This window comes from Thermopirellula anaerolimosa (genome assembly GCF_054657335.1).
Genome location: NZ_BAAHYX010000006.1, coordinates 899,228 through 924,697, shown reverse-complemented (window position 1 = coordinate 924,697; position 25,470 = coordinate 899,228). Strand labels below are relative to the sequence as shown.

At 59.7% G+C, this 25,470-nt stretch carries 15 protein-coding genes and 3 tRNA genes; 10 read left to right on the top strand and 8 right to left on the bottom strand.

Annotated features, from left to right (window positions below):
• The first annotated feature begins 45 nt into the window (after positions 1-45).
• The 4 genes from leuD (at position 46) to ACYQ6J_RS09545 (ending at position 5,045) form a co-directional block, all read left to right on the top strand.
• Complete coding sequence (gene leuD / locus ACYQ6J_RS09560) at positions 46-639, top strand: 3-isopropylmalate dehydratase small subunit (protein WP_460183952.1); 594 nt, start codon at positions 46-48, stop codon at positions 637-639.
• 309 nt (positions 640-948) lie between these two features.
• Positions 949-2,301 (top strand): Gfo/Idh/MocA family protein, encoded by a 1,353-nt coding sequence (locus ACYQ6J_RS09555; RefSeq protein WP_460183951.1) that lies wholly within the window; start codon positions 949-951, stop codon positions 2,299-2,301.
• Positions 2,302-2,446: 145 nt separating this feature from the next.
• On the top strand, positions 2,447-4,096 hold the full coding sequence (locus ACYQ6J_RS09550; RefSeq protein WP_460183950.1) for a hypothetical protein: 1,650 nt from the start codon (positions 2,447-2,449) through the stop codon (positions 4,094-4,096).
• 70 nt (positions 4,097-4,166) lie between these two features.
• Positions 4,167-5,045, top strand: a complete 879-nt coding sequence (locus tag ACYQ6J_RS09545) for a deoxyribonuclease IV (RefSeq protein WP_460183949.1) — start codon at positions 4,167-4,169, stop codon at positions 5,043-5,045.
• Between the two features lie 38 nt (positions 5,046-5,083).
• Here the strand turns inward: ACYQ6J_RS09545 and ACYQ6J_RS09540 are convergent, their stop codons facing one another.
• The 4 genes from ACYQ6J_RS09540 to ACYQ6J_RS09525 form a co-directional block, all read right to left on the bottom strand.
• On the bottom strand, positions 5,084-7,177 hold the full coding sequence (locus tag ACYQ6J_RS09540) for a glutaminase family protein (protein ID WP_460183948.1): 2,094 nt from the start codon (positions 7,175-7,177) through the stop codon (positions 5,084-5,086).
• Positions 7,178-7,290: 113 nt separating this feature from the next.
• Positions 7,291-8,646, bottom strand: coding sequence for a Gfo/Idh/MocA family protein (locus ACYQ6J_RS09535; RefSeq protein WP_460183947.1), 1,356 nt, complete (start codon positions 8,644-8,646; stop codon positions 7,291-7,293).
• A gap of 217 nt (positions 8,647-8,863) precedes the next feature.
• On the bottom strand, positions 8,864-9,316 hold the full coding sequence (locus ACYQ6J_RS09530) for a hypothetical protein (RefSeq protein ID WP_460183946.1): 453 nt from the start codon (positions 9,314-9,316) through the stop codon (positions 8,864-8,866).
• Positions 9,317-9,380: 64 nt separating this feature from the next.
• Positions 9,381-10,283 carry a DUF1559 domain-containing protein gene (locus ACYQ6J_RS09525; RefSeq protein ID WP_460183945.1) on the bottom strand — a complete coding sequence of 301 codons (903 nt, stop codon included), beginning with the start codon at positions 10,281-10,283 and terminating at the stop codon, positions 9,381-9,383.
• A gap of 850 nt (positions 10,284-11,133) precedes the next feature.
• Here ACYQ6J_RS09525 and ACYQ6J_RS09520 point away from each other — a divergent pair.
• Both ACYQ6J_RS09520 and ACYQ6J_RS09515 read left to right on the top strand, forming a co-directional pair.
• Positions 11,134-11,206: transfer RNA gene (locus ACYQ6J_RS09520), tRNA-Met, on the top strand.
• Positions 11,207-12,530: 1,324 nt separating this feature from the next.
• Positions 12,531-12,604, top strand: a tRNA-Met gene (locus ACYQ6J_RS09515).
• Between the two features lie 395 nt (positions 12,605-12,999).
• Here the strand turns inward: ACYQ6J_RS09515 and ACYQ6J_RS09510 are convergent.
• On the bottom strand, positions 13,000-14,079 hold the full coding sequence (locus ACYQ6J_RS09510; RefSeq protein ID WP_460183944.1) for a dihydrodipicolinate synthase family protein: 1,080 nt from the start codon (positions 14,077-14,079) through the stop codon (positions 13,000-13,002).
• A 250-nt stretch (positions 14,080-14,329) separates the two neighbouring features.
• On the bottom strand, positions 14,330-14,536 hold the full coding sequence (locus ACYQ6J_RS09505; protein WP_460183943.1) for a hypothetical protein: 207 nt from the start codon (positions 14,534-14,536) through the stop codon (positions 14,330-14,332).
• Positions 14,537-16,011: 1,475 nt separating this feature from the next.
• On the opposite strand from ACYQ6J_RS09505, the gene ACYQ6J_RS09500 reads away from it, so the two are divergent.
• From ACYQ6J_RS09500 to ACYQ6J_RS09485, 4 genes are all read left to right on the top strand, one after another.
• Positions 16,012-17,718, top strand: a complete 1,707-nt coding sequence (locus tag ACYQ6J_RS09500; protein WP_460183942.1) for a sigma-70 family RNA polymerase sigma factor — start codon at positions 16,012-16,014, stop codon at positions 17,716-17,718.
• Positions 17,719-18,173: 455 nt separating this feature from the next.
• Positions 18,174-18,246, top strand: a tRNA-Arg gene (locus tag ACYQ6J_RS09495).
• A 640-nt stretch (positions 18,247-18,886) separates the two neighbouring features.
• Positions 18,887-20,011, top strand: a complete 1,125-nt coding sequence (locus ACYQ6J_RS09490; RefSeq protein ID WP_460183941.1) for a hypothetical protein — start codon at positions 18,887-18,889, stop codon at positions 20,009-20,011.
• A gap of 29 nt (positions 20,012-20,040) precedes the next feature.
• On the top strand, positions 20,041-20,772 hold the full coding sequence (locus tag ACYQ6J_RS09485) for an adenylate kinase family protein (protein WP_460183940.1): 732 nt from the start codon (positions 20,041-20,043) through the stop codon (positions 20,770-20,772).
• 21 nt (positions 20,773-20,793) lie between these two features.
• Here ACYQ6J_RS09485 and ACYQ6J_RS09480 read toward each other — a convergent pair whose 3' ends face one another.
• Positions 20,794-21,813: a hypothetical protein gene (locus ACYQ6J_RS09480; RefSeq protein ID WP_460183939.1), complete on the bottom strand. Its 1,020-nt coding sequence runs from the start codon at positions 21,811-21,813 to the stop codon at positions 20,794-20,796.
• A gap of 59 nt (positions 21,814-21,872) precedes the next feature.
• Positions 21,873-25,295, bottom strand: coding sequence for an SUMF1/EgtB/PvdO family nonheme iron enzyme (locus ACYQ6J_RS09475; RefSeq protein ID WP_460185539.1), 3,423 nt, complete (start codon positions 25,293-25,295; stop codon positions 21,873-21,875).
• Between the last annotated feature and the right edge of the window lie 175 nt (positions 25,296-25,470).

Sequence of the window (25,470 nt, the reverse complement as noted above, 5' to 3'; positions counted from 1 at the left end):
GCCGGCTAACCGACTTACCGCTTTTCTGGCTCAAGGAATTCCGACATGCAACCGTTTGTCAAGCATACGGGATTGGTGGTTCCGCTCGACCGTTCCGACGTCGATACCGATCAAATCATCCCCAAACAATTCCTCAAGCGGATCGAGAGGACCGGTTTCGGGCAGTTTCTGTTTTTTGATTGGCGTTATCTTGAAGACGGTAGTCCCAATCCTGAATTCATTCTCAATCACCCCAGGTACCGCGGCGCGACGGTGCTTTTGGCTCGCCGTAATTTCGGATGCGGATCGAGTCGCGAACACGCCCCCTGGGCGCTGGCGGACTACGGATTCCGCGCCATCATCGCGCCCAGCTTCGCCGACATCTTCTACAACAACAGCCTTAAGAACGGACTTCTACCCGTTCGTTTGCCCGAGGATGCCGTGGATGAGCTTTTCCGCCGCGCCCAGGGCACGGAAGGGTATCGCCTCACGGTGGACTTGGAGCAACTCCTGGTAACGGACGACCGGGGATTCCGAGTGCCGTTCGAGATCGACGCATTCCGGCGCGAGTGTCTGCTGCGGGGCTTGGACGACATCGGCCTAACACTGGCACACGAAGACAAGATAACCGCCTATGAGAAGGCCCGGGGCTTGGCCTGATTCTTTGGCGAGCAGGTGATCCTCTCAATTCAACCCCCGAGTCGGCTCGCGTGTTTTTGCGAGTGATGCGCGGCGGTCCGGCGGTTAAAGGGCGTGTCGTTAGTTCTCGTGTGTCTATGCTGGGCATGGCACGCCTGATGGTACGCGACTCTGCCCGGCGTCCCCCGTCGCCTGGATTGCTTGAATTCCCGCTTTCGGCGATCACAATGTAGGGAAATCCGGCGAGCTATTCGCAAATAGCATTGGAACAAGCCATCGCTTGTATCGCCGCGGGTCCTCCTTGGCTGACGCTCCGTCGGAGGTTTTTCTATGCGCAACCCAAAGAAGGTGGATCGCGACATTTCGAAGGCGGACAACAATTCCGGATGCGTTTCGTGGACCCGCCGCCGTGCCGTACAGGCGATCGGTGTCTCCGCTTTGTCTTCCGCTTTCTTGGCGCGGAGCGTGCATGCGGCGGAGCCTGCCGAACGCAAGGTGCGGATCGGCATCGTGGGCGGTCGGTTCGGAGCCTCCTTCCAATGGCACGAACACCCGCAGTGCATCGTTGCCGGAGTGAGTGATCTCCGTCCCGAGCGAAGGGAGAATTTGCAAAAGGTCTATGGTTGCGAACGTGCCTATGAGTCCTTGGAGGTTATGCTTCGGGAGGGCAAGGACATCGAGGCCGTCGGCATCTTTACGGAAGCCCCGAATCACGTTCCGCACGCGGTGGCGGCCATGCGGGCAGGGAAACATGTCATCTCCGCCGTTCCCGCCGCCATGACGCTGGAGGAGTGCGCCCTACTCGTCGATACGGTTCGACGAACCGGTTTGACGTACATGATGGCCGAGACGGGCTATTGGCAGCAGCATACCATCTCGGCCCGACAATTCTTCCAAGAAGGCCGGTTCGGCAAGCTGTACGCCGCGGTTTCGATGTACCGACATGCCGGGTTGGAAGACCTGTTTTTCGAAAACGGAAAACGGACGTGGCGGTACGGTTTTCCACCCATGCATTATCCCACGCACTGCACCGTGCATATGGTTGGCGTCACGGGAGAGCGGTTGAAGGCTGTGAGTTGCATCGGATGGGGAGACGATTCCCCCGTCCTCAAGGACAACGCCTACGCGAATCCTTTTTGGAACGAAACGGCGGAGTTTCTCACCGAGAAGGATCACTCGTTTCGAGTCGAGGTCTGGTGGGCGGGTTCGCACGTCGGCGGCGAGCGGGCGGAATGGTACGGCGATCGGATGAGCTTTCTTTGCGCCAACGGTTACGGCCAACCCGCCACCATCGTTCACGCGAGCGAATTGAAGGAATTGGACACCGGCGGTTTTCAGCGGGCGGCGGCCAAGGTGGAGAAGTACGATATTCCTCAGTGGTGGAAGACGGACATGCTGCCCGAACCGTTGCGGCACGATTCGGGCCACGAAGGCTCGCACACCTTCATTACCCACGAATTCATCGACGCCCTGGTGCATGAGCGAAGGCCTGCCGTGGATGTGTATGAGGCCGTGGCCTATACGGCACCGGGCATCGTAGCTCATCAATCCGCGCTCCGCGGCGGTGAGCGGCTTTGGATTCCGGATTTCGGTCGGCCCGGAGATGCCGCTTGTGCGAGCGGTTCCGCGGCGGTGCGGCACGCCCCGACCGTTCCGCGTCGTCGTCTTTTCGGACGACGATAACCGCCTAACCGCGCGTTGCCGCGACTTCGATTCTTGTAATAATGAAAAGCTGCCGTTGCCCGTGCGCGATTAGCGACGTCGGCGATGGGTTGTGCAACACATTTGGGGGTGCGAAGCAATTTTCTCTTTTTCAGAGAGTCGCGTCATGATGTCGAACCGAACGTGCCGGGTGATATTTCCACGTCTGCCCAAGCAGAATTTGTTGTTCTGCGTGTTCTGCTCGCTCGCAGTGATGTCGGCGGCGGCGAGCATCGGCTTTGGGCTCGGTCTGTCCGCGGTTATCGCGGAGGAGGGTGGTGCATCCTCGCCCAAACCCGAACCTCGACTGGGGATGAATCTGAACGGCCCGGCTGATTGGAATACGGAATTGCCGTTCGTCGATGTGTTTCGCCTGTCCCGGCCTTGGGTCAGTCAACAAGAGGGGCGGCCCTGGGGCAAAGGTCCGGAACTGGAGCTGGATGAGTACGGTTGGGTCAAGAGCCTTCAGCCCGGTTGTTACGCCGAGACCCTGATGTGCACGATCGAAGGCGGGCACTATCCGTCGGGCCGATACGTCATCCTCTACGAAGGGAAAGGCGAGTTGGGAGTTTCGGGGGCCGGCAAGATCGCCTCGCAAGAGCCTGGCCGAATCCTGGCCGACGTCGATGCCGGCAAGGGAACGTTGTTTCTTCAATTGCGAAAGACCGACCCTTCCGATTACGTCCGCAACATTCGGGTAATCATGCCCGGTTTCGAGGAGTCTTACGAGAAATCCCCCTTTCATCCGGTCTTTCTTCAGCGGTGGCAGGGAGTGGCTTGCTTGCGATTCATGGACTGGATGGAAACCAACAACTCCAAGATTCGGCACTGGAGCGAGCGTCCCACGCCGCAGATGGCCACCTTTGTTGAAAAGGGGATTCCCCTGGAGTGGATGATCGACCTGTGCAATCGGCAGCAAACCGACGCCTGGTTTTGCATGCCGCATTTGGCGGATGACGAGTACGTTCGCAACTTCGCCCAAATGGTCAAGGATCGCCTTGATCCCAAGCTCAAGGTTTACGTCGAGTATTCCAACGAAGTCTGGAATGGGATGTTCGAGCAGAGTCGCTGGGCCGGTCAAGAAGGCATGCGGTTGGGTTTCGCGGACAAGCCTTGGGAAGCGGCTTGGCGTTACACGGCCTATCGCTCCGTGCAAATCTTTGCCATTTGGGAACAGGTTTTCGGCGGTCGAGAACGGCTTGTGCGGGTACTCCCTACCCAAGGCGCCAATCCGTACGTCTCGGAGCGCATCTGCGAGTTCCAGGATGCCTATCGCCATGCCGACGCCTTGGCCGTGGCACCGTATATCTCCTTCAATGTTCCCGCCGAGGGCGAAGGAATCAATGCCGCAACGGTGGAAGGCTGGTCTCTTGAGCAACTGTTAAATCACGTGGAAGGGCAGTCGCTGCCTCAGGCGATCTCTTGGATTCGCGGGCAAAAGGAGGTTGCGGATAAATACGGCTTGCGTCTGATCGCCTACGAAGGGGGCCAGCACCTGGTGGGCGTGGCGGGCGGCGAAAACTTCGAAAAGATGACGGACCTGTTTCATCAGGCCAATCGCCACCCGCGTATGGGACGCATCTACGAGCGATATTACCAAGCATGGGAGGAAAGCGGCGGCGATTTGTTCTGCTACTTCAGCTCTGTCGGCTCTTGGTCGAAGTGGGGGAGTTGGGGGATACTCGAATACTTCGACGACGATCCGGCGCAGTCTCCCAAGTTCATGTCCACGATGGGTTGGGCCAAGAAGCTGGGGCAACCCGTTCGCTTGCCTTGAAGCTTACCTTGCCGCTCCTCGCGTTCGGTTCGACTTCGTCTCCATAATTCGTCCGGAATGAGAAACGCCGGTGGCACGACGTGATCTTCCGCTTCTCGGCGCGCATATGTCGATCGCGGGAGGCTACCGCCGCGCCGTGGAGCGAGCGACGGCGGTCGGTTGCCAATGCCTCCAACTTTTCACCAAGAATTCCAACCAGTGGCGCGATCCGGAGGTTACGGAGGAACAGGCGCGTGCCTTCCGCGAAGCAATGCGGAATAGCGGCATGAGCGCGGCGGTGTCGCACGACTCGTACCTGATCAATCTCGCCAGCCCGGACGAATCGCTTTGGAACCGTTCGATCGATGCCTTGGCCGCCGAACTTCAGCGGGCGGACCTGCTGGGGTTGGATTATGTGGTGGCTCATCCGGGCGCGTACATCGAGGGCGGCGAAGCGGCGGGACTGAATCGTATCGCTCGGGCGATCGATCGCATCCACGAGCGCCTGCCGAAGCTCCAAACGCAGCTACTTCTCGAGACCACCGCCGGTCAAGGTACCCACCTTGGCTGGCGATTCGAACACCTCGCGACCGTCATAGAGACCGTGCGTTATCCGCGGCGCATCGGCGTTTGCTTCGACACCTGCCATGTCTTCGCGGCAGGGTATCCGCTCCACCGACCGCGAGGATGGAACGCCGTTCTCCGCGAGTTCGATGCCGTTGTCGGTTTGTCCAAAATCCGAGCGGTCCACATCAACGATAGCCGCGCAGACTTCGGCAGTCGCGTGGATCGACACGCCCACATCGGACAAGGCAAGATCGGTTTAGACGCCTTCCGCCGTCTGGTACGTGACGACCGTTTGGTCACCGTCCCCATGTATTTGGAAACGCCGAAGGGCACGGACCCGGAAGGTCGAGATTGGGACGCAATCAACCTGGACCTGCTGCGAAAGCTTGCCCGCTCGCGCTGAGGAGAACTTGCTCCGGATCGGCCATGAGTTCGGGCGCGCTACTTCCAGGCCCCAAAGCGGTCGCGAATTTCAGGCGACTCCAGCATCTTGATGAAGACGCCGCCGATCACGGGTCTGGCCCGAAAGCCTCGCACCTTGGCCGAGTCGGTCCAATACCAGTCGGTCAGCGGGACGCGGTCGGGAGTCTCGTCCACGAAACGGTAAACCGGGTTCATGAGGGCATCGAAATCGCTCCGGTCATCCGCCAGCGTCGCCGTCCATACTTCCCAATCCGTCTTCGTGAAAAGCGAACGGTTGTCAAGCGGTAGGCCGTAGGGTTGAAGTTGGCCCTTGTAGAACGCGATCTCCTTGGCCCGCACTTCCGGCCCGAACAGGTCCAGTCCGAGGAGTCGGTCCCACACCAGATTGTATTTCTGGCTCCAAGTTCCGGGCTTGTCGAAGGCCAGTCGGAAATGCTCCCCGTCGTCGGCTAGTTTCACCCACTGTTCCGCGTACGATCGCGCCAAGCCCAAGTACTCGTCCGCTTGAGCGGTCGCTCCCCACATCTCGCACAACTTGCCGTAGCACGCCAGGGCGACGATCGCCTTTACCGACAGATTCGCGTTGTGCGCCAAATGGCCCGTGAAATCGTCCGTACACAACTGGTTCTCGGGGTCCAAGCCCTTGGCCTTCAGGTATTCGGCCCAGGTTTGGAGCAAGGGCCGGTAAGGGGCCAGGTACGCGGTGTTGCCGTCATTCCGGGCAACGACGTAGGCGACGATGATCATGTTGCCCGATTCTTCCACCGGCATCTGGTTCTCCTCGCTTTCCTCGCGCCCGCCGTAGACTTGACCGTTGGCCAGAGGATATTGGCCCAAATCGTGCGGGGCGAATGGGAATCGCCAGCGCGGCATGGCGGCATATTCGAAAACCGGCGTAACCGTGGCCTTCAGCAACTCGTTATCCAAGAGCATGAAGATCGGCGAGGCCGGATACAGTACGTCGACCGTGCCGATGCAGCCGTTGCTGAAGCATTCCTTGCTGAAAAGCATGGGCTTTCCATCGGGACCGACCGTCAGCTTGTGCGCGCCGACGGCGTGCCGATACGACAGCGCCACGAGGTTGGCGTATCCTAGACCGCCCACGCTTTCCGCCGCCGCCATCAGTTGCTCGTCAAAGGCGACGGCACGCTCGAGGAGCGTTTCGTACTCGTCGTCGGCCGCACGCAGCAAGTCCTCCGCCTCCCATCCGCTCCGTCGCCAGTAAGGTCGCAGGTTCTCGCCGAAGTACTGAATGGAGAAGAGATCGTCGTACGCCAACATGATCCGGCATGTCTTGGCGGCGTCCGCGACCTCTCCCAGATCGAAGCAACATACGGCGGCGGGCCAACGATTGTCCGCCCGGCGCGGCTGATCCCTGTCATCCGCTCGGGGAATGTCGCCCTCGGTTCGAAACGTCTCCCGCGTCTTGCCCGCCTCGTGCAGCACCGTGCGAAAAGGTATTCCCCGAGGTACCGCCGTGTAGAGATAGCCCCAGTCGATGCGACGATCGTCGCCGGAGGCAGCCAGTATGGGCTGTTCCTCGGTCCCCATCCGCATCCAGACCACGCCGCGCGCCGAACCGCGAGTCCAGAGGACGCGCTGTTGCGGTTCGTTAACGACCGCCTCGGCTGTGTTGTCGAAATAGACCTGAACCGCGTGACTCAATCCGTCGATGGATTGCACCTCCCAGACGATATAGGTGAGAGGTCGCGAAAGGACGTCCGGATCATGGGGCAAAATGGGCGAGAAGAACGTCAAACCTACGCGCACGCCGCCGCCCTCGAACTGGTAGATCGTGCGCGTTGGTAAGACTCGCAGGCTGATCTGCTTCATGGGCGGAATGTCGGGCGAGGGGCGGCCCATCACGCTGAACGTCGTTCCATCGACCCGGACCATGCTACACAAGGCTTGCACTTTTCCCGTCCAATGCCGCGGCCAATCGTCGGTCAAACGATCGCCGAACGACCAAATGCTGAAGTACGGATCATGCACCACCAGCGGGACGGCGGGCGGTCGCCCCGCGGGGTTTGGTTCGGCTCGCACCGATTCCCGACCATAAGCGATGACGATGACGGTGATGAGCAACGGATACGTCGTCACTATTTTTGACATGGTCGCCTTTCCAGCAAACAAAAGCGCGGCCCGCCGACTGCCGTGGCAGCGCGCGGCGTTCCGCGCGAATGCCGTTATGAACGATCACCAACAACGCGATCAAGACCGAGCGATTACAGTTCGGTCCATTGGCCCGCTGCCGGAGCGGGGAAGTAGCCGTTTTCGTCCGCGGTGACGGGGGCCGGCGAATCGTAATTCAATTGATCCAGATAGTTGCAGAACTGGAACTGGGAATTGAAGACCTCGTCCCAGGTCACGATACGGTTGTAGTGGGCCGCCGCTCGACCCATCAGCGTGGCGAAGTCCGAGTAAACGGCCCGCTTGCACTCGTTGTGGGGACGATCCGTCCGAATGCTGGTGATGAAATCTCGCCATTCGTAAACCCAGGGACTGTATTGATCCGGTTCCGGCGACCATTCGATGTTGTCGTTCGCGATCCGCTGATCTTTGAACATGTGGACCGTCGCCGCATGCACGTTACCGGAGAACTGGCCCGCCTTCTTCGAGCAATGCACGAACGTGGCGAACTCGGAGTGGCCGTTCATGGCGCGACGAAAGCCGCAAAAAGCCTTGCGTCCGTCGGCGAACGTGTATTCCAGCGAGTACACGTCCATGTTCTGGCCGTGGTCGTCGCTGCCGACTTCGCGCCCGCCCATGCCGTGGCAGGAAACGGGCCACGAGTCCATCAGCCAGCAGCATTCATCGATCTGATGGATCAGATAATCGACGAAATGGCCGGAACCGACCCAGAACAGGTGGATTCGCCCGAACTTCAGTTGTTCCAAAAAGTCATTTGCTTTGTCACCCACGCGTCCCAACCAAGAGCGTCCCTCCAACCGATTGGCGCGAATGCAAATCAAGTCTCCCAGCGCCCCGCTCTTGATCTTTTCGATCAGCGCGGCCCGCGCGGGGGAGTGTCGGCACTGCAAACCGGCGGCGATCTTGACTCCCTTCTTCTCCGCCTCTTCGCCGGCCTTCAATAGCCGACGCAAGCCCACCGGGTCCGGGGCGAACGGCTTTTCCATGAAGACGTTGATCCCCTTGGATACCGCGTACTCCACATGGATGGGACGAATGTACGCCCGTGTCGTGCACATGGCTACGTCGCCGGGATGTAAAATGTCGATCGCCTTCTTATAGGCGTCGAAACCCGAAAAGCGACGATCCTGCGGCACGTCGATGTCTTCGCCGAACTTTTCCCGCAAGGCGTCGTGCGCTCCGTTCATACGGGCTTCGTCGATGTCGGCCATGGCATAGAGCTTGATCGGGCCCATCTCGCGGGTGCTCAGGGCATCGGCCACCGCTCCGGAACCTCGCCCACCGCAACCGATCAAGGCCAACCGGATGGTATTGTCTTCCGCCGCATGGACGGCGGGAATGCCACGGGCCAATGCCGCTGCGCCCAGCGCCAGGGCGCTGGTGCCGGCCAAGAATTGCCGACGATTACCTTGAAGGGACGTGTCTTGCATGTCGAACCCTTTCCTAGCCAGTGAAGAACAAACCATGTAGTGCCGAAATCGCTTGCGGATACCGGCAGGTGGGGCTTCGTCGCCTTAGCGCCGCTATCGAAGCTTAGTCGCGCTAGACGCTATTCATCGACGCTTCCCGCGATGAATACAAATTGCCGTTCCGCCGGGATTTCCGGAGGATCGTTCTATCACGAATCGCGTCGGATTGCAACGGTTGCTATGGCCCCTCATAGGGTTGGGGCGCGATCGCAGGCAACACCCAGTCATCCGGGATCGTGAAGTTGCGCTCGCTGGGACCGCGGGGCAGGTCGGCCGAAGTCTCATAATCGGGAAACAAGAGTGTTCCTTGGGGGAAAAACTCGTCACCGGAATCCTTGCCCGTCAAGCCAGTGATGCGAATTTTGTGCGGTCCGCCGATATGGCCGATACCTGCATCACGGGAATCATAGCGACCGTTTTCAAATGCAATGGTGACCGCCGGTCCGGAATTCCCCTGTGAGGCGTCCGGAATGAACGTGATGGAGCCTGCCGGGACCGGTTCGCCCCGGTACGTGATGGTGCCGGATATCGGATTTCGGCGGACGTCGCCTTTTCCGCAACCTTGGCACGTGACGACCAGGCAACTCAAGGCAACAAAGATCGGGCGGATTCCGGCATATCGTGGCGTCATCGCGACAATTTCTCCCGTCGGCTCGGATTGGGCGCCTTTCAGAATGGACACATAATCTATGCGACTACGGCGTTTGGACGGATTCGCCGCCGTCTTTGCTACCCAAAGCGAGATAGATTCCGTAATCCATCGTCTCCGAAAGAAAGCTTGCCGAGCCATCAGCCCTCACAAATTGACAACCGCCGGGATGCAGACTGCCGAATGCGATTCCGTTCCAAATGGATTCGTTCTTAGAATTGATGGGGAACCGAAGATACTTGGAAAGAAGGTACAGGGTTCCTCGGCTGTCGTTGTATTTTCCCCGCGTCCATGCGCGGTACTTCGTCATCTGCGACCAGGAAATCTCACCCAACAAGAGCGTATTCGATGTTCCGTCCGTGACATCGGCCATGCGACTGGCGTATTGCCAAAGGATCCCCTGATCGCATTCGCCGCCGAAAGCCTCGGTCGTATTACGGCAACGGTAGGTCTGATTGGTAATCGGATTCGTGCCGTAGGGACCGAGAATCCCGTAGTAGTGAACGGTGTACACCTTCTCGCCGCCCGGATTCGGCCATATTTCGGAAGCGTATTCGGTTCGCACTTGGATGGCCGAGGGGCAAATGTATGGCGGAATGCGGTTGGCCGCATGTTTAATCTTGCCCGACATCGTGTAGGCGCCCGCCGTCCAGTCCATTTGATCGTAAATGGGCTTTTGTTCGATGACGGCTAGGATGGACGCCGTCCAGCCCAATTGGTTGGCGATCATACCGGGCAGGGGGAATTGTCCCCACACGTCATGATAATTTTGGAAGCCAATGCCAAGCTGACGGAGGTTGTTGATGCACTGCGACCGCCGGGCGGCCTCTCGCGCGGCCTGAACGGCGGGCAGCAGAAGGGCGATCAAAATGCCGATGATGGCGATCACCACCAACAGTTCGACGAGGGTGAACCCCCGTCGATTCGGCGAATCGTAGTATCGGTTCATGCTGAGCACCTCGCATCGAAAAAAAGACAAAAAGACATCGTATCGGGCAACTTCTCCCCAACAACTGCGCGCTGCTCACGACGCAAGCCGTCGGCTCCCGGAAAGTTGCCGCAAAACCATGCTTCAACTGTAGCCGGTCCGCACCGGTTTCGCAATCTTCAGGGGAACGGCGGTGACCTCTGCGCCGTCTCCAATTCTTTGCGGATTCCGGGGATCGGCTGGCAGGGAGGCAGCGCCGATAGCGCTGTCGATCGTTAGGGAAGAGCATTACGGAGCAGGGTGAGCCAAGAAAGCGGCAAATCTGAAAAATAGATGCACCGTGTAAAGGTTGCTGCAAGGGATTTCGCAAAGTTGGGAGGCGTGCCGAAACTTGACGGGCCGAGTCCCAGTCGAAGATGTTTCGTACAGCCAAACGCCCGCGTAGCGTCGCGGTCCCCACTTCGGATGGTCATCCGCATCGTCCAGCGCCGCCCTTTGCTCTGAGAGCGGGTCTTCAAATGGCCTCTTCTACCTTCTGGAGAGGGGGGCGGCTGGGTCGCCGGGTGAGGGTGACCGTCGTGAATGCGAGAAGAATCGGCGGTTTCTTGACCACGCTCTCTTCACCCTAACCCTCTCGCACAGGGGAGGATACTTATGCAGCCCGATCTGAAGGCACGCTCTGAGACCGGTTTTTCCTTCACCGATCTCATCGCTCTTACTGCGCCAGGCTCCTTGAGAGGAAATGGCTTTGCAAAGGTTGAGCTGCGCCGCGGGGTGCATTGACCCGCCCACGGAATCATGTATATTGAGAGAAGTGCATGAATCCTCACGCAGTCGGCAGTCCGCCAAGTGCGTGAGTGTTTGCCATTATCGCGGGGTGGAGCAGCAGGTAGCTCGCGAGGCTCATAACCTCGAGGTCACAGGTTCGAATCCTGTCCCCGCAACTTGAATCCTGGAAAGCAAACTTCCCGCCGACCCAGGGGTGAACGCACAAAGCCGAGGCTCAACGCCTCGGCTTTTTTCGTTTCAAAGCCGTTGCAAGCAATGGGTTACGATCGGCCGACTGCGTCGCCCACCGGTTTCGATTCCGGAATTAGAGCCATCCCGTCGGGCGACCCCAGCGGCGAATTTGGCGCCGAGAATACCTAACTCTCGGTTGTCTCTCCGCGTGCCCAGGTTCCGGGTTAAGACTGGGTTGGCCCCGCTACTCCAAGCCAAAAAGGGCAGGTCCAGCTAGGTAAGTAAGATGGGCGAACGGTCTTCAAGATTAACGACGGCGGCTTCTACCCGCCGGTGCTCAAGGCGACCGGGTCGTATATCAGCCAGGCGGTAATCGTGGTGTAGGCACACATTACTGCCTCACAAAGACAACCGGGGGCAGCCGTGTGGAACGCGTCACGTTGGCGTGGGAACGAGGGACGGTGCGGGAGCACCGACCGGGATAACGTGGCGGCGTCGGTCACACTCGGCCATTGCCGTACGGCAAACCGCGGCTCACGTTCCTCCCTTCGTCGCCATCACCTCACCGCCTGGACTCCATCAAATGGTCCCCACAGATACGTAGTGACGTTGTCCGGGAAGTCACAGTCAGCCATACTAAGGCGAAGACCGACGTGGTACGCGGTGTTGATGTGAGCCGGTAGCCATTCCGCAAGGAGTGCTGAGTTGGGATCGGGAGCTTTCTTTTGGGATAGTTTTCGACTGCCGTGCGTGTCGATTTCTCCAAGGCATCCTGATCTCTTGCTGGATGATCGCTTCAATCATACTTGCAAGGAATAGAATCCCTGTCTTACCGCTCGTGAAACAGTTTGTGAGTGACCTGCGAAAACCAGTTGCCGGCTTGGGTTGGAAAAGGCTGGCACGCACTCAGTGAAGGCGTTGAGCGTCATCATCATGCGTCCCCTGGCACTCCGGCCTCTTGCGGGGATGATCCAGCCGCACGATTGTACAAGCCTGTCGTCCAGCCCGCAAAACGCACGCATAAAGAAACGAGTCTCCCGGGAAAGCGGTCCTCTTGCGGTGGAGGGAACCTGGGCCGCGAGACTGCATCGCCACGCTGCGATGTTCGCTTCGGGAACCCTCTTGCCGCTGAGCAAAAACGTTTGTAGGCTACAATTAGGATTCAGGAGTTCCGAGCATTCGGATGATAGACTCGGATGAAGGACGAAGTTACGTTGTCTCCTTTGTCGCGGGTTGGGTGGAAGGGCCTGTCGTCCGTCGCTCCTAACATGGGACGATCAACCGGGTGACGAGACGGCTGCTAAGCGTGGCGGTGTAGCTCAGCTGGTTAGAGCAGCGGAATCATAATCCGCGTGTCGGGGGTTCGAATCCCTCCGCCGCTACTTCGAGAGGCAAGAGCAAGGAACGGTCGCTCCCTCTCACAAGCTCCGGCGTCGCCTAGATGGGCGGTGGCCTGTTAGCCTTCCTTCCGGAGCAAACGCGTAATCTTCTGCGCCCCGCGTGTCCGCCGAGGCGCCCCCACCCCGGCTTGTCAGCACACCCTGGGCCAACGTTACCGTCAGGAAATTCTCGTCGGCCGGGCACTCCCGGGGGATAATTCAGGCTCGTTTCCGCGTCTCAAGTGATCGCGACCTCGCTTTTCGGAATCTTGGGCCTTATCGGCCGATTCCTCTCTTTGGAGATGACGACTCGTAATGGGGCAGTTACGCTGAGCGGTCGTGCCGGGGATACTGCGCGACCGGCCCACTCAGGCAGGAGCGTGGCTTGTCGATCGGCATTACCCGGATAGGTCCATGCTCCCCGCATAGCGGTAGGGCTTGAGTGCCTCGAAGCGAAATTCGATCTCAGCGATTTCCTCTTCCGTCAGCTTTTGTTCCGAGCAGATTGGGGAAGATGGAATGCTGCCTCCGGGGCCGTAGTTGCGCGAGACCATCGTCTGAAACACTCCCAACTTCTTCCACAGGTACAATTGGTAGCCGCGCAAATCGCCGGGATGGGTCCTAGCAAGATTGATCATCAATAGGAACTTGCTGTAGGCATCCCGCAAGGCATCAGGATCGGAACCGGTTTGGTGAAGCCGCCAAATACGGGTAAGAACGTCGGCATAGACAGCACGTTCAGTGATTAGCCCCTCCGCACCGAGACGCAACTCGTAAAGCCAACCGAATCCGCCGCGGGCGCCGAACACGCGTCGAATGGGCGGGCGTGCTGCGAGCAGAGCACGCATGCGATCGATCACCGCCCCCGCCTCCTCCTTGACGTAACCGAAGTTGGCGAACTCCTCGGCCAACTCGATCAGTAATTCAACGGAAGGGACCGGCCCGCGGTAGGCCACGCCGCCGGTGGTTTGGATGATGATGGGTCGTTTGGTGACCGCGGCCAGGGCACGCCAGTATTGCCGCATATCTTCTTGCGTCTTTCCGGAGTCGGGCGGACGCGAGATCATCGCCGCGGGCGCCAACTTTTCGGCATGTTCGGCGAAAACCAGCATCTCGTCGGTATCCCTGCCCTGCACGCCAAGGCAGAGCGCCGTGGTCCGCAGATCGCGCACGACTTCGGCCAGCACCTCCATGCCCCGGAGTTTTTCTTCCGTCGTCAATAGGTCAATACTGTCGCCCGACTGCGGCCAAATCATTCCCGGGCACCCGCACCGGTCGACATAGCGTGCCTCTCGGGCAAGGGCATCGTAATCGACGGCACCGGATGCGGTGAAAGGCGTGGAAAGGATCAAGAAAGGACCTTGGATGCGTGGGTCCGCCGTCGTTCCGATGCCGATGGAAGGTTCCGCAGCGGCGTAGTGCCGCATGGCCACGGTTGCCATCGCGCCGCAAACGCCGATCGCCGAAGCCCCGAGCATACGCCGCCTCGTGACGGGTCTCTCGAGAAACATAATGCACCTCCGGTTTCAACCGCATCCGAACACATATTCCCTTATTCCCTTCGACGCAGACCGAAGCAAGCCGCGGCGTCCAGCACCTCGACGGCCTGTGCGCCGCGGCCAACCTTTCCCAACTCGGCCCGGCTAAGAAACACTGTCGGCGGCGGGATAGGCCCGATAACAGCGGCTTCGAGTCGTACCGGCGGCCGCGCTTCGGACGGGTATAAGCCTACCGGCGAACGTCCGTCGCCACTACGGCTTCGCTGCCGTGCGCGCGGAGGTCGGTGCCACGGTACGTGATCTTCCACTTTCCGCGGACGATTTTTCGCTCGAACCGCTCGATACTGGCCACCCGATTGCCCGCATCCCACCTGTTGGCGGCCTCGCCCGAATCCCGATTCCGCAGTTGCCTCCGGTAGCCCGCCAAGTTATGCAACTGAAGCTCGATCGCTTCGCAAAAGGATGGCCACGCAAATCGGGAAGCACCGTCGGCGCGACCGGCAACCGCCGACAGTATAATGCGTTCACGATTCCCAGCAAGTTGACGGACCGACCGCGTCGACGATCGCCGGTGGACGAGGTAAGCTCTGGCCGGGCAAGACGGCCGACGGCGTGAACCGTGGGGGTTATTGGGAGGCGATTATCACCACAATTGCGGCAGCCAAGGCTTGCGACGGACCCGCTCCGGTTCACTCAGAGGGTGTTCGTAACCGGGGGGACGACTGCCCACGATTTCCTGTCCTACGTTTGTTTCCGGATACGGGTCGTACCGCTCGGCCGCCTGCCGCTGAACGTCCGCGGGCCCCGGGTTGTTCCAATGCGGCTTTTCCCAACTCCGACACCCTGGGATCGGGGTTAAAAGAGGTAGAGCAATCGCGACCGCCGCCCGAAGGGCCCAAGCGGTATTTGCTGAGCGAGCGCCGGTCATGGTATGCCGATCTTTCAGTCTTTTGATGGAAGTTCTGCGTAAGAGATCGAGGGGGTAATGCGTCAACCGGTGTGCCCTCGAGGCCGTTCAACAGACGGCGAATTGTCCGGAAACCCGAAATTTCGTTCGAAAACGCCCGCGGAGTCTATCTAAAACGGGAGGACGAAGCCAGGCTAACCCTACACTGTTTTGGGGAGAGAGATTGTGCCCCTTTTGTGCGGCCATTGCGGCAAGTGCGATTCCCAGACCTTCGGAGCAATCCGATCGTCCCGGCAGCGAATAAACTCCGTGATCGGCCGATCAATTTCCGTTTGACAGGCCAAGAAAAAGCGCGCGGTGCAGTGGAATTCAACACATCCTCGTTCGCTCCGGGTTTCCAGGAGCCAACTTTGGTAGCCGTTCTCATCAAGAGGGCAGTAAAAGGAAAATATAGGAGGAGTTGCAGGAGGTTTGGGTAATTTACAGGCCGAATCGGCGAGATTTGGGCGAGCGAAAAGCCGATGGAACAGGCGCTGCATGAGACGATACCGTCCGTTACGTCGGCGACGCGAATTCGCCTGCTCGGAGGGGGAGTTCGGATTCTTTATGCAAATGTGGGTAGAGTGGGAAGTCTAGGCAGGGTAAATACCGCAAAGAGCGCTGATTTGTGTAACCATTTCCAGCACTCCGGCAACTAGCAAAGGGCGAACAACCGGGACGGCCAGGTCGGTGGGCGGCAATCCAGGATAGAATCGGACCCTATGGGTAGAAGGGGGGACTGATTCACGAGCCAGGTCGGGGGCTCGACGAGGCGACTCCTTTTTTTGTCGAATTTTCCGAAGCGATAGTTGCAGAAAATGCGGCCAAGTGGTATCATGGTCCGAAAAGACAAATGTCGCTGGCAGAATTGCGAAAAACTCGAACCCTTACAGCAATTGAAACGTCTGAGTACTAAAGCAACTGAATCGTGAGTGAGAGGTTTTCTTACCGGGGAAGGTGCGACCATGCCCAACGCCATTCGGTCGGCTAAATATCGCATACCCGTCATGGCGGAACTTTGCCGCCAATTGACGCGTTTCGCCCCTCGCGACAAGCAGATCAAGCAAATCGCCCGGGCCGAGGAATTGCTGACTGAGGTCGATCCCTCCCGTTGGTACACCTACAGGCAGGTCTGCTACAAAATCACGCGTTTTCGCCCTGACTCGAGTGAGGATGTACGTTTTTCCGGCGCGGACCTGAGACATGACCTCATCCAATTGATCGAGGACCTAGCCGAGACGGTTCCGCTCTCTCCGGAGGAGATTCCAGAGCGAATCTACACGGTCGACGAACTGGCCAAGGAGTTCAACGTGGCAACGAAGACCGTGGCGCGGTGGCGTCGCGCGGGGTTGGTCAGCAGGCGATTCGTGATTGACGGTCGGCACCGGGTGGGCTTTCTGGAAAGCACGGTGCGCCGTTTTCGGGAGAAGGAGGCCAAGCGAGTGGAAAAGGCCACTCAATTCAGCCAACTCACGCCCGAGGAGAAGGAGGAGATCGTCGACCGTGCAAGGCGTCTTGCCGAGGCGGGGGCCTGCCGACCGGAAGTGACGCGGAGATTGGCCGCGAGAACGGGGAGAAGCATGGAAACCATCCGATACATCCTGCGACAATTCGACCAGAAGAACCCGCGCGCCGCGATCTTTCCGGAAGCGCAAAGTCCGCTCTCGGAGGACTTGAAGCGGCGAATCTATCGCGATCACCGCGCAGGCGAGTCGTTGAACGTGATCGCTAAGCGGTATTGCATTACGCGGTCGCGCGCGATCAGCGTGATCGACGAGATGGCTGCCCGGCGGATCCGGGAACTGCCGCTCGATTACATACCCAGCGCGGAGTTCGAACGGGTGACTCCGACCCGAGAACGCGAGATTCTCGGCCCGCCGCCGCCTTCGGATCACGCCCCGCGCGTCGGGCGACTGCCAGCCGGTTTGCCGCCCTACCTTGCGAGCCTGTACGAGGTCCCATTGCTGACGCAGGCTCAGGAGGTTCACCTTTTCCGAAAGATGAATTACCTGAAGTTCAAGGCTGCCAAACTCCGCGAGAAATTGGAGCAGGGGCTGAAGTCGCGCAAGCGACCGGACCGCGGTCTGATGGCCGAAATCGAGCGTCTGTACGAGGAAGCCGTCAAGACGAAGAACGAGATCATTTCGGCCAATTTGCGCCTCGTGGTGTCGATTGCCAAGCGGCACGTAGGCCCCGCCGAGAACTTTTTCGAATTGGTGAGCGACGGCAACATGTCGTTAATCCGCGCCGTGGAAAAGTTCGATTATTCGCGCGGCAACAAGTTCAGCACGTATGCCAGTTGGGCCATCATGAAGAATTTCGCCCGCACGATTCCGGACGAACATCGTTACCGTGACCGCTTCCGGACCGCCCAAAACGAGCTATTCAACGTCACTGAAGACGAGCGTAGCGATCAAGTCGAACTCGAGTCGGCCCAAATGCAGCGCGAGACGCAAGTCCGCAACATCTTGCAGCGTCTGGACGAGCGCGAACGTCAGATCATCGTGCGGCGATTCGGCTTGGACAACTCGGACGAACCTCTTACTCTGAAGAAGGTCGGCGCCGAATTGGGGGTCACCAAGGAACGGGTAAGACAACTGGAATCCCGAGCTTTGACAAAGCTGCGGAAATTGGCCGCCGAAGAAAAACTCGACTGGCCGGATGTCGAATAGTGGAGTGCCATGCCAAGCGACACCCGGCCCGCTTCGGTCTGCTCTTTGATCACGATAGCGAGTAGGCAGATTCGACGCCCCGCAGAATAAGCCCGCCGAAACCAACGGAGTTCGATGCGGGTTTCGACCGGTAAATGACATCACTATCATTCCGGACGTGCTTGGTTTCTTCCGCGAGGAAGCGACAAAGCCCAAGGGTCTGTGGCAATCTCTTCGAGTGAGACTGCCCCCCGCCCCCGGCAGCTAGGCGAGAGAAGCGTCCGGATTGACCACCCCAAAGCCCGCCTGTAGACTTTCGCTTAGTACGTGATTTCTCAGGGGCGGACGGATTCCTCTTCGCCAAGGTTCCGCCTCAGGCGGACTTGGACTCCATGTAGCTTCGTCGAGGGGCCATCCGAATCTGAGGTAGAAACCGGTGTAGGCGGTACGACCCGACCTAGCAGACTTGCCGATCTGCGCCCGTAGCTCAAGGGATAGAGCAGCGGATTTCTAATCCGCCGGTTGGGGGTTCGAATCCCTCCGGGCGTGCTTCCACAGTTTCGGTGTGAAGCTCCGTGATTTCACGCGTAAGCTTCGATTTCGCGGGAGTTTTGTGTTGCAAGTCAACAACTCCCTGCCGCGATTCCCTGCAAGCGGTAACTTCGAAGGGGAGGGTTCGCTCCGCCGAGATGATCGCCCCATCAACTGAGGCGATTCGTGCAGGCCGGGGTTCGGCGGCAAGATGTGGAACTCGCCGCGTGCTTTGAGCGCCGAACTCCGCAGGTTCACTTGCTGCTCAGTATTTCTAGAATCGGTGATGCTGAATTCTGCCAGTCGATTTTGGTGGAAGTTTCGGCTCTTTTTTCCGGGGACGGAGAGTGGGGCTTGAAAGCCGGGCCCGGCCGGGTGCAAATATCTCATCATTGATTCGGAACAGCACTCTTCCCGCGAGCGAGAAGTCGCGCTGCGTTGAATCGCAAACCCGTTCCCGGTGACTCGAAGGGGCGGTCGCTTTTGGTTTTTTGTGATCTCGAGTACGCGACGCTTTGGACTTGACGCCCTTCTGTGAATCCGGTAGAGAAAAAGGCCGGGACTTCACGGACGTGCGATTGCGAGCCGATGAAGGTGGCAATGGTGCTGGCCGTATGGCGGAGCCTCGGCCGTTACTCTCGCGCAAGGATGCTAGGACATGAAACCTCGTTGGATCGGAGGACTGTTGGCCGTCGGTTACCTGGTCGCGACGCTGGGTTGCTCCTCCACCAAACCGGGCGGCTTTTCCTTGTCGCAAGTCAATCCGTTCAAATGGAACAAAGCGGACGCCGAGGCCAAGCCCTATCCGCAAAAGCCGTCGGCATTCGCGACGCCGAGTGAGTTGCCCGCCACCCGATCTCCAGCCACGGCCTACGCCTCAACGAGCGGCGAAAAGGCGCCGGCATATCCCAGCACGAGCGGTGCCTATCCCAGCACAGGGACCACCTATCCGGGTATGCAAGCCGGTTACGACGCCAATAGCTACCCTTCCACTTCCGGCACCGCTCGGAGTACTCGGGCCCCAGGGGACGCGGGATACCCGTCACCATCCTATCCAAGCACTTCCTATCCGAGCACCTCCGCCGCCGACACGGGCCGTTATCCCGTTACAAATACGTCCGCCTCCGCTCCCAGCGCGGCGACGAATCCGGTTCCCGCAGCACGCTACGACGTTAGCGCCGGACGTTACGGCTTGAGCGGAGCAGGCACTTCCGCCGACGGTCCGGGCGTGGCCTCGATGGATTCCTCTTCGGACGGCATGAAGAGGACGCCGACCCAGTCCTCCCCCGGCATTGGCACCGGAATGTCCGGAAATGACCCCGCGGCGCTCGTTGGTGATCGATACGCCCATCTTTATAGCAATGCGGGTACGTCCGGTACGGTCGGTCAGACCGGATACCAACCCGGCGTCACGGGATACGTCCCGGGGCAAACCGGCTATCAGCCCGGTGTTAGCGAGACTCCGGCGGGCAGTTCCCAATATCAACCGGGAAACACCGGCTATCTACCGGCAGGAGCACCGGCCTACAACGCGCCCTATCCGCAAACCGGAAGCTATCCCGCCGCCCCCGCGGAAACTACCGGCGGCAACTTCGTCCCCGCTCCCACGTCCAACTTCCCCGCCGGTGAGTATCGGCCCGGCAGTACGAAATCTTACGTGCCGCGGAATTCGACAACGCAGCCCGCTGCCGGATCGACGACGACCGGCGCTGCATACGGATCGCAGGCTTCGTCGGTACCCTCTCCGTATTCGGCCGACAATAGCGGTTCCTTCCGTATGTGATCACGAGATCGGCCGACACTGCTGACTCGATGCCTGAACACACCTCATCAACGGCGACTTCCCGGGCGGACAAAACGCCGGCCACGATACTGTTCGGACCTACCGGCACGGGAAAGACTCCGCTGGGACGAATCCTGGAATGCCGGGGTCTCCAGGGGCGGCATTGGCGGCATTTGGACTTCGGCGAAGAACTACGGCAGGCCGCTCGCGGCTTGGATTCGCCTGCTTTGTTCACAACGGACGAGCGTTCAACGCTAAGCCGCATCCTGCAAGACCACCGCCTTCTGCGCGATGACGAGCTTTGGATCGCGGAACGTATCCTGAAAGCTTTTACCCACGGAGGGCGATCGTCCTCGGGTGAAACCAAAGTTGGGGTCGTTCTCAACGGATTGCCTCGCAACATCCGACAGGCCGAGTTGGTGGAATGGTGGTTTGAACCTTGCCTAATCGTGGAACTGACGGCGGACGCGGACACGATTCTGGAGCGACTACGGACCAATCGAGGGGGGGATCGCGGAGATCGCACCGACGACGCCCCTGACGCGGTGAGAAAAAAGCTCGATTGGTATCGCCGTGAGACGGAACCCCTGTTAGCCTGTTATCGACGGGCCGGCTGCAAGGCCGTACCAATCCCCATCTCGCCGGACACAACCCCCGAGGAAACGTACGCCGAGTTGGTCTCTCGGCTTGCGGTGGCATGCGATTCAACCGGGCAGGAATCCGCGTTCCAGCAACGGCGCGGCGGCGAACCGCGATCCTAACATTGCGAGCCGGTCGCGGTCTCAATCCGGCGCCTTGGCCACCGGACCGATGTAGTCTTCGGCGACGACGATGTTGTCGAAGCGAACTTGCGTGACGGGGTTCGGATTCTCCACCTTGTTTTGCCTCGCAGCGTTTTCCGTCACGTACAAGAGAAGCCAGAAGAAATTGAGCTTCAATTCGGCGTCCGTCCGCCATCGAAAGCCCTCGAAGGGGTCGCCGTTCTCTTTCAAGGTGAAGCCCATTCCGGTCCACTCGCTGCGAGGAGCGCCCTCGCGGAAATGGGCGACCGGTTGACCGTCGAGCCAAAGGGCCAGTTCGCCGTCCCGCTTTTGGGGATCCGAATTGAGCTGAACCATCAATTCAACGCACTGCCAACGCCCTCGAAGAACCAACGACGGGCGAGCAGGCTTCAATCCGTTCCCCCAATACCGACCGTCGGCGGAGATCTTCATTTCGGACCAATAGCAATAGAAGTTCCACAGGCCGGGCGGCGCATATCGGCCGTAGTCGCCATAAGGCTCGATGCCCACCGTGATGCGTTCATCGCCGCGCGGACGTTCACCGGCACCTCCTTGAGGAAATGAGGTAGGCGGGTTGTATCCGCCCACATGCACGAAATGGTGAATGTAGGGGCAATCTTCCGCGAACTTGACGTAGAATCTCGCGAACATTTTGTCCACCGGGCGAAAACGACGGTAGAGGTGTCCGCCCGTGTTTTCCCCCAACAAGGCCGTCATTTCCAGCGACGTCTCACCGCCGCTTCCCGCCGGAGAGTCTGGCACCATCGCGAGAACGCGACCGCCTTTGTTCGAGACGTCTTCCCAGCGGCGCGAAAGAGTCTCTATCGAGACGCCTTCGAAGTCCTCCGCCAGCAGCACCCGCGGATCGCGGCCGATACCGTGATCGCCGGGATATTGCGCAGCCAAACCGGCGCCGGCGGGGAGCGACGACGTCGGCGGAGCCGCTGAGGCCTTCCCAAGGTGTGCCCCCCCAACAATCAAAAGCAGTGTTACGACCAGCGACATTGGCGAGCCTTTCATGGGGCCTCCTCCGGGGTTACTCCAACGAATGAGCCAGCGCTTGCTCTCAAGCCATCCAATCACCGCGTTGAATTGCCGCGCGTCGCGTCGATCGGCACGGCATCCGTCTCTAGAACAATGCGGAAGCCCACATTGAAAACTCGCTGCCAAACGGGAAAAGCCGAACGGAAGGCGCTACGACACCGTTTCGGCGGATCGAAGAACGAACCGCCGCGAACCACCTTGCGTCCCGCGGGAGTGCCGTCATTGCGTCCGTCGTATTCACGATAAGGATAAGGTGCGTAATCCGAGCGAGTCCATTCCGCCGCATTGCCGTGGATATCCCATAGGCCCCAGGGATTAGGGCGATAGGACCCTACCGGTGCCGTCACAATCACGCGATCGTCGAACCGCGTGTCGGCAATCAACGCTCCCTCCGGAATCAGGTGCTCAACCCCGCCCGTCACTTGGGGATCGCAACCGTAGGCGAAGGCGTAATCACCAACATTGGCAAACGGCGAAAAATCGTCATTGACGCCACCGAACCACATGGCGGTGTCGCTGCCCGCGCGGGCCGCGTATTCCCACTGCGCCTCCGTCGGCAAGTCGACGCGTACTTGCCACTGTTGCGAAAGGCGGCGACAGAATTCTCGGGCCTCGACCCAGGAAACTCGAACCACGGGCTGAGAATCACCATTGACGTAAAGGCCCACGTCATCCGCCGCGGCATGTCGCTTCTGGTAATAGCCGCAGTCGTGCGAAGGAAACAACGCGCGGAACTGCCGATTGGTGATTTCCCGGGAACCGATCCAAAAGCTCTTTTCGATGCGGACCACGCTGAGCGGTCGCTCATCAGGCAGGCCGTCCGCATCTCCCATGACGAACTCGCCCGGGGGGATGTACACCATTTCGATGCCGACGTCTTCGGTCAAGGGCATCAAAACACGCGCATTCGGATGGGCCGCCTGACGACGTACGGCTTCGCCGGGGGAAAACGGCCAACCGTCGAGTTCGGGAGTTTCAGGAGGCGGGGATACTTGCGGAAGGACGGGCGTCGTGTCCTGCCGCGGCACCATCGGAACGTTCTCGTAATCTTCGGCAGGACCTCCGGTCGCCACGCGCATCGCCAGACGCCGCTCATGCACACCGTCGGGGATGGGAAACACATCACTCCAGGTTCCATGACATGGGGCGTTCAGATCGATCCATGTAATCAGACGATCCCACGCCTCGGCATCGAGCGAAACACCGCCGTGCCCTTTTTTCAGCAGTTGAAAGATGGGGCTGGTGTCGGCGTGGTATTCGCCGGGGGTCAGCAAACGGACGTCATCCTCAATACCGACTCTGCGGACATACGGCAACAATGCTTCGTAAGCGGGCGAGTACTTGAGTACCCCGCCGGTGACCTCGGCCATGCGAGGATGCAGCCTTTGGACGCCCAATTCCGAGATTCGCCGCCCCCGATAATCCGGGCGTAATTCCTCGCGGCGGAGGTCTGGCGCCGCTTGCGTCCCGTCGTGACAGCTTACGCAATAGCGATCGAGCACCGGCTGCACTTCTCGGGCGAAATCCAAGCCGCGCGGCGGTCCGTACCAGAAATCGATCGCCCGCGGTTCACGCAAGGCGGCCTCCGCGATTCGGACGTTGCCGGTTTCAGCGGGAGGCTCGTGGCAGCCCACGCAGGAGACCTTTTCGCCCGGCATGGCCGTGAACCAGCTTCGCATCCATTGGACGGCCTTGCCTTCTTCGTCCAATGGCTGTATGGCCAGAGGGGTATTCGCCGGTACGCGGAAGATCGCCGATCCGTCCTCCTCCACGGGAACGGTGCCGACGATACGCATAACCTCCCACGGTCCGCCCCAGCCGATTTTGTCCGGTCCGGCCAAGCCCGGATAACCGAAATCGTAGGCCACGATGCGAAGACGCTTGACGGTACCGCGCGGCACTCCCGCCAAGCCGGGCCCGGAGTATACGTCATGCACATAGACGACCGCTTCGTTTTGCGAGGGATCCAAGCGATCAGGCAGGGTCGGCGGCTTTTCGCGGGGACGCAGCGGCGTCGGTTCGAATAAGCCGTATTCCGGATCGATGAGCAAAGGAATGAGGTTATCGAAAACATCCGCCAGATAGATGCCCCACGACGACTTGGCGTCGGGCCGACACGAGACGAGAAAATACTTGTCGGATAATGGATACGGGTGCAGAAACTTCGGCCAATCGTCCTTGACGAGGTTGTCTCGCACGATCGGACGGATCGAATCTCCACGCCCGCTGATCCGCCTCACGATGCCCTTTTCCTCGTACCAACCGCGCGTGAAGTCGAGGACCACCAATTGCCCCATCCTGTGCGGCCCGTGATAGCCTGAAAGAATCGCCACGACTTGATGGGACCGTCCGGGGAGCGGGCGGGGAAAGTATAAGGCGTTGGGAAACCAAGAGTTGCTGCCGTACACCGCCCGTTGCCCCGTCCCGTCGGGGTTCATCACCATCAACTGCCGCATGAAGATATGGTTGATTCCCGTGTAGTCCCAACGATGGTACAGCACCTGGCCGTTGGGAAGCACGACCGGATGAAAGTCATGGTCCTGATCGTAGCACAGACGCCGCACCTCTCGACCGTCGGGCGACATGACAAAGAGATTGGTGACCAGCTTCCGCCCGTGCCAACAGGGCACGGATTGGAAGCCCGCCGTGGAACCGAACACGATGCGACCGTCGGGCAAGTAGCAGGGATCCATGCAGTCCACGTCGTCCGGCATGCGGGAGACCTGGCGCAAGTCCGAACCGTCCGCCGCCATCTCGTAGATTTTCCAGTTGACGGCGTCGGACTTTGTGAAGAGCAGATGCCGCCCATCGAAGCCCAGATCAATTTCTCCCACATAGCCGCCGTCGTCCGGGGCATAGACGATTTCCACTTTGGAATCCCGATCGGCCGAAAATGTCACTATCGCATTGTCGTAGCCGAGCTTGGGAAGCGAACTGTTGCATTCGTGATTCGAAGGAAATCCGTACTCCAAGCCGGGGTTGGCGGAATAGCGAGCATCGCGGGCGGGTCTGGGGGCCGATAGGTCGAGACTCCGACGCCGCACCGCCAAAATGTGCAGATTTCGCAACAATGGATTGGAGACCAAGGCCTCGCGCCGCAGCCTCTCCAACCGTTGCGAAGCAACCGATTCGTCGACGACGTCTTTCTCGAGGGCATCCAGTTGTGTCAGATAATCCCGACCGTTAGGGTACGCCTCGCCGTACGTTTCGATGAGGTCCTGGACGGCCAGACGCGTCGTCCTCAGGCGATAGACCGTCAAACCTGATGCGGCCTTGGCCGGAACCACTGGAGGCGACCCCGCCGACCCGCGCGTCGGCGACTCGCCGAATATCGTGCAGGACCAACTTGCGCCCCATGCTGCCCCCAACATCGCCCAACGAACGGCAACGCGAATCGCTTGACTCCAACGCCTTGGGGCAAAAGCCGAAGTAATCCATCGCGCAAATCCGCGAAGCATTGCCACCGATTGACTCCCGCCGTCGAGGTTGTGTGGTTTGCGACCGGATTCAATTTGCCGGATCTTGGTAGCGGCCTTATTCGGTCCGCCACTCACTATAAGACCTCCGTCATCACCCTTCAATCCGCTGAACGACGCCGACTCAAACCTGTGCGGCGAACGAAGCCGTATACGA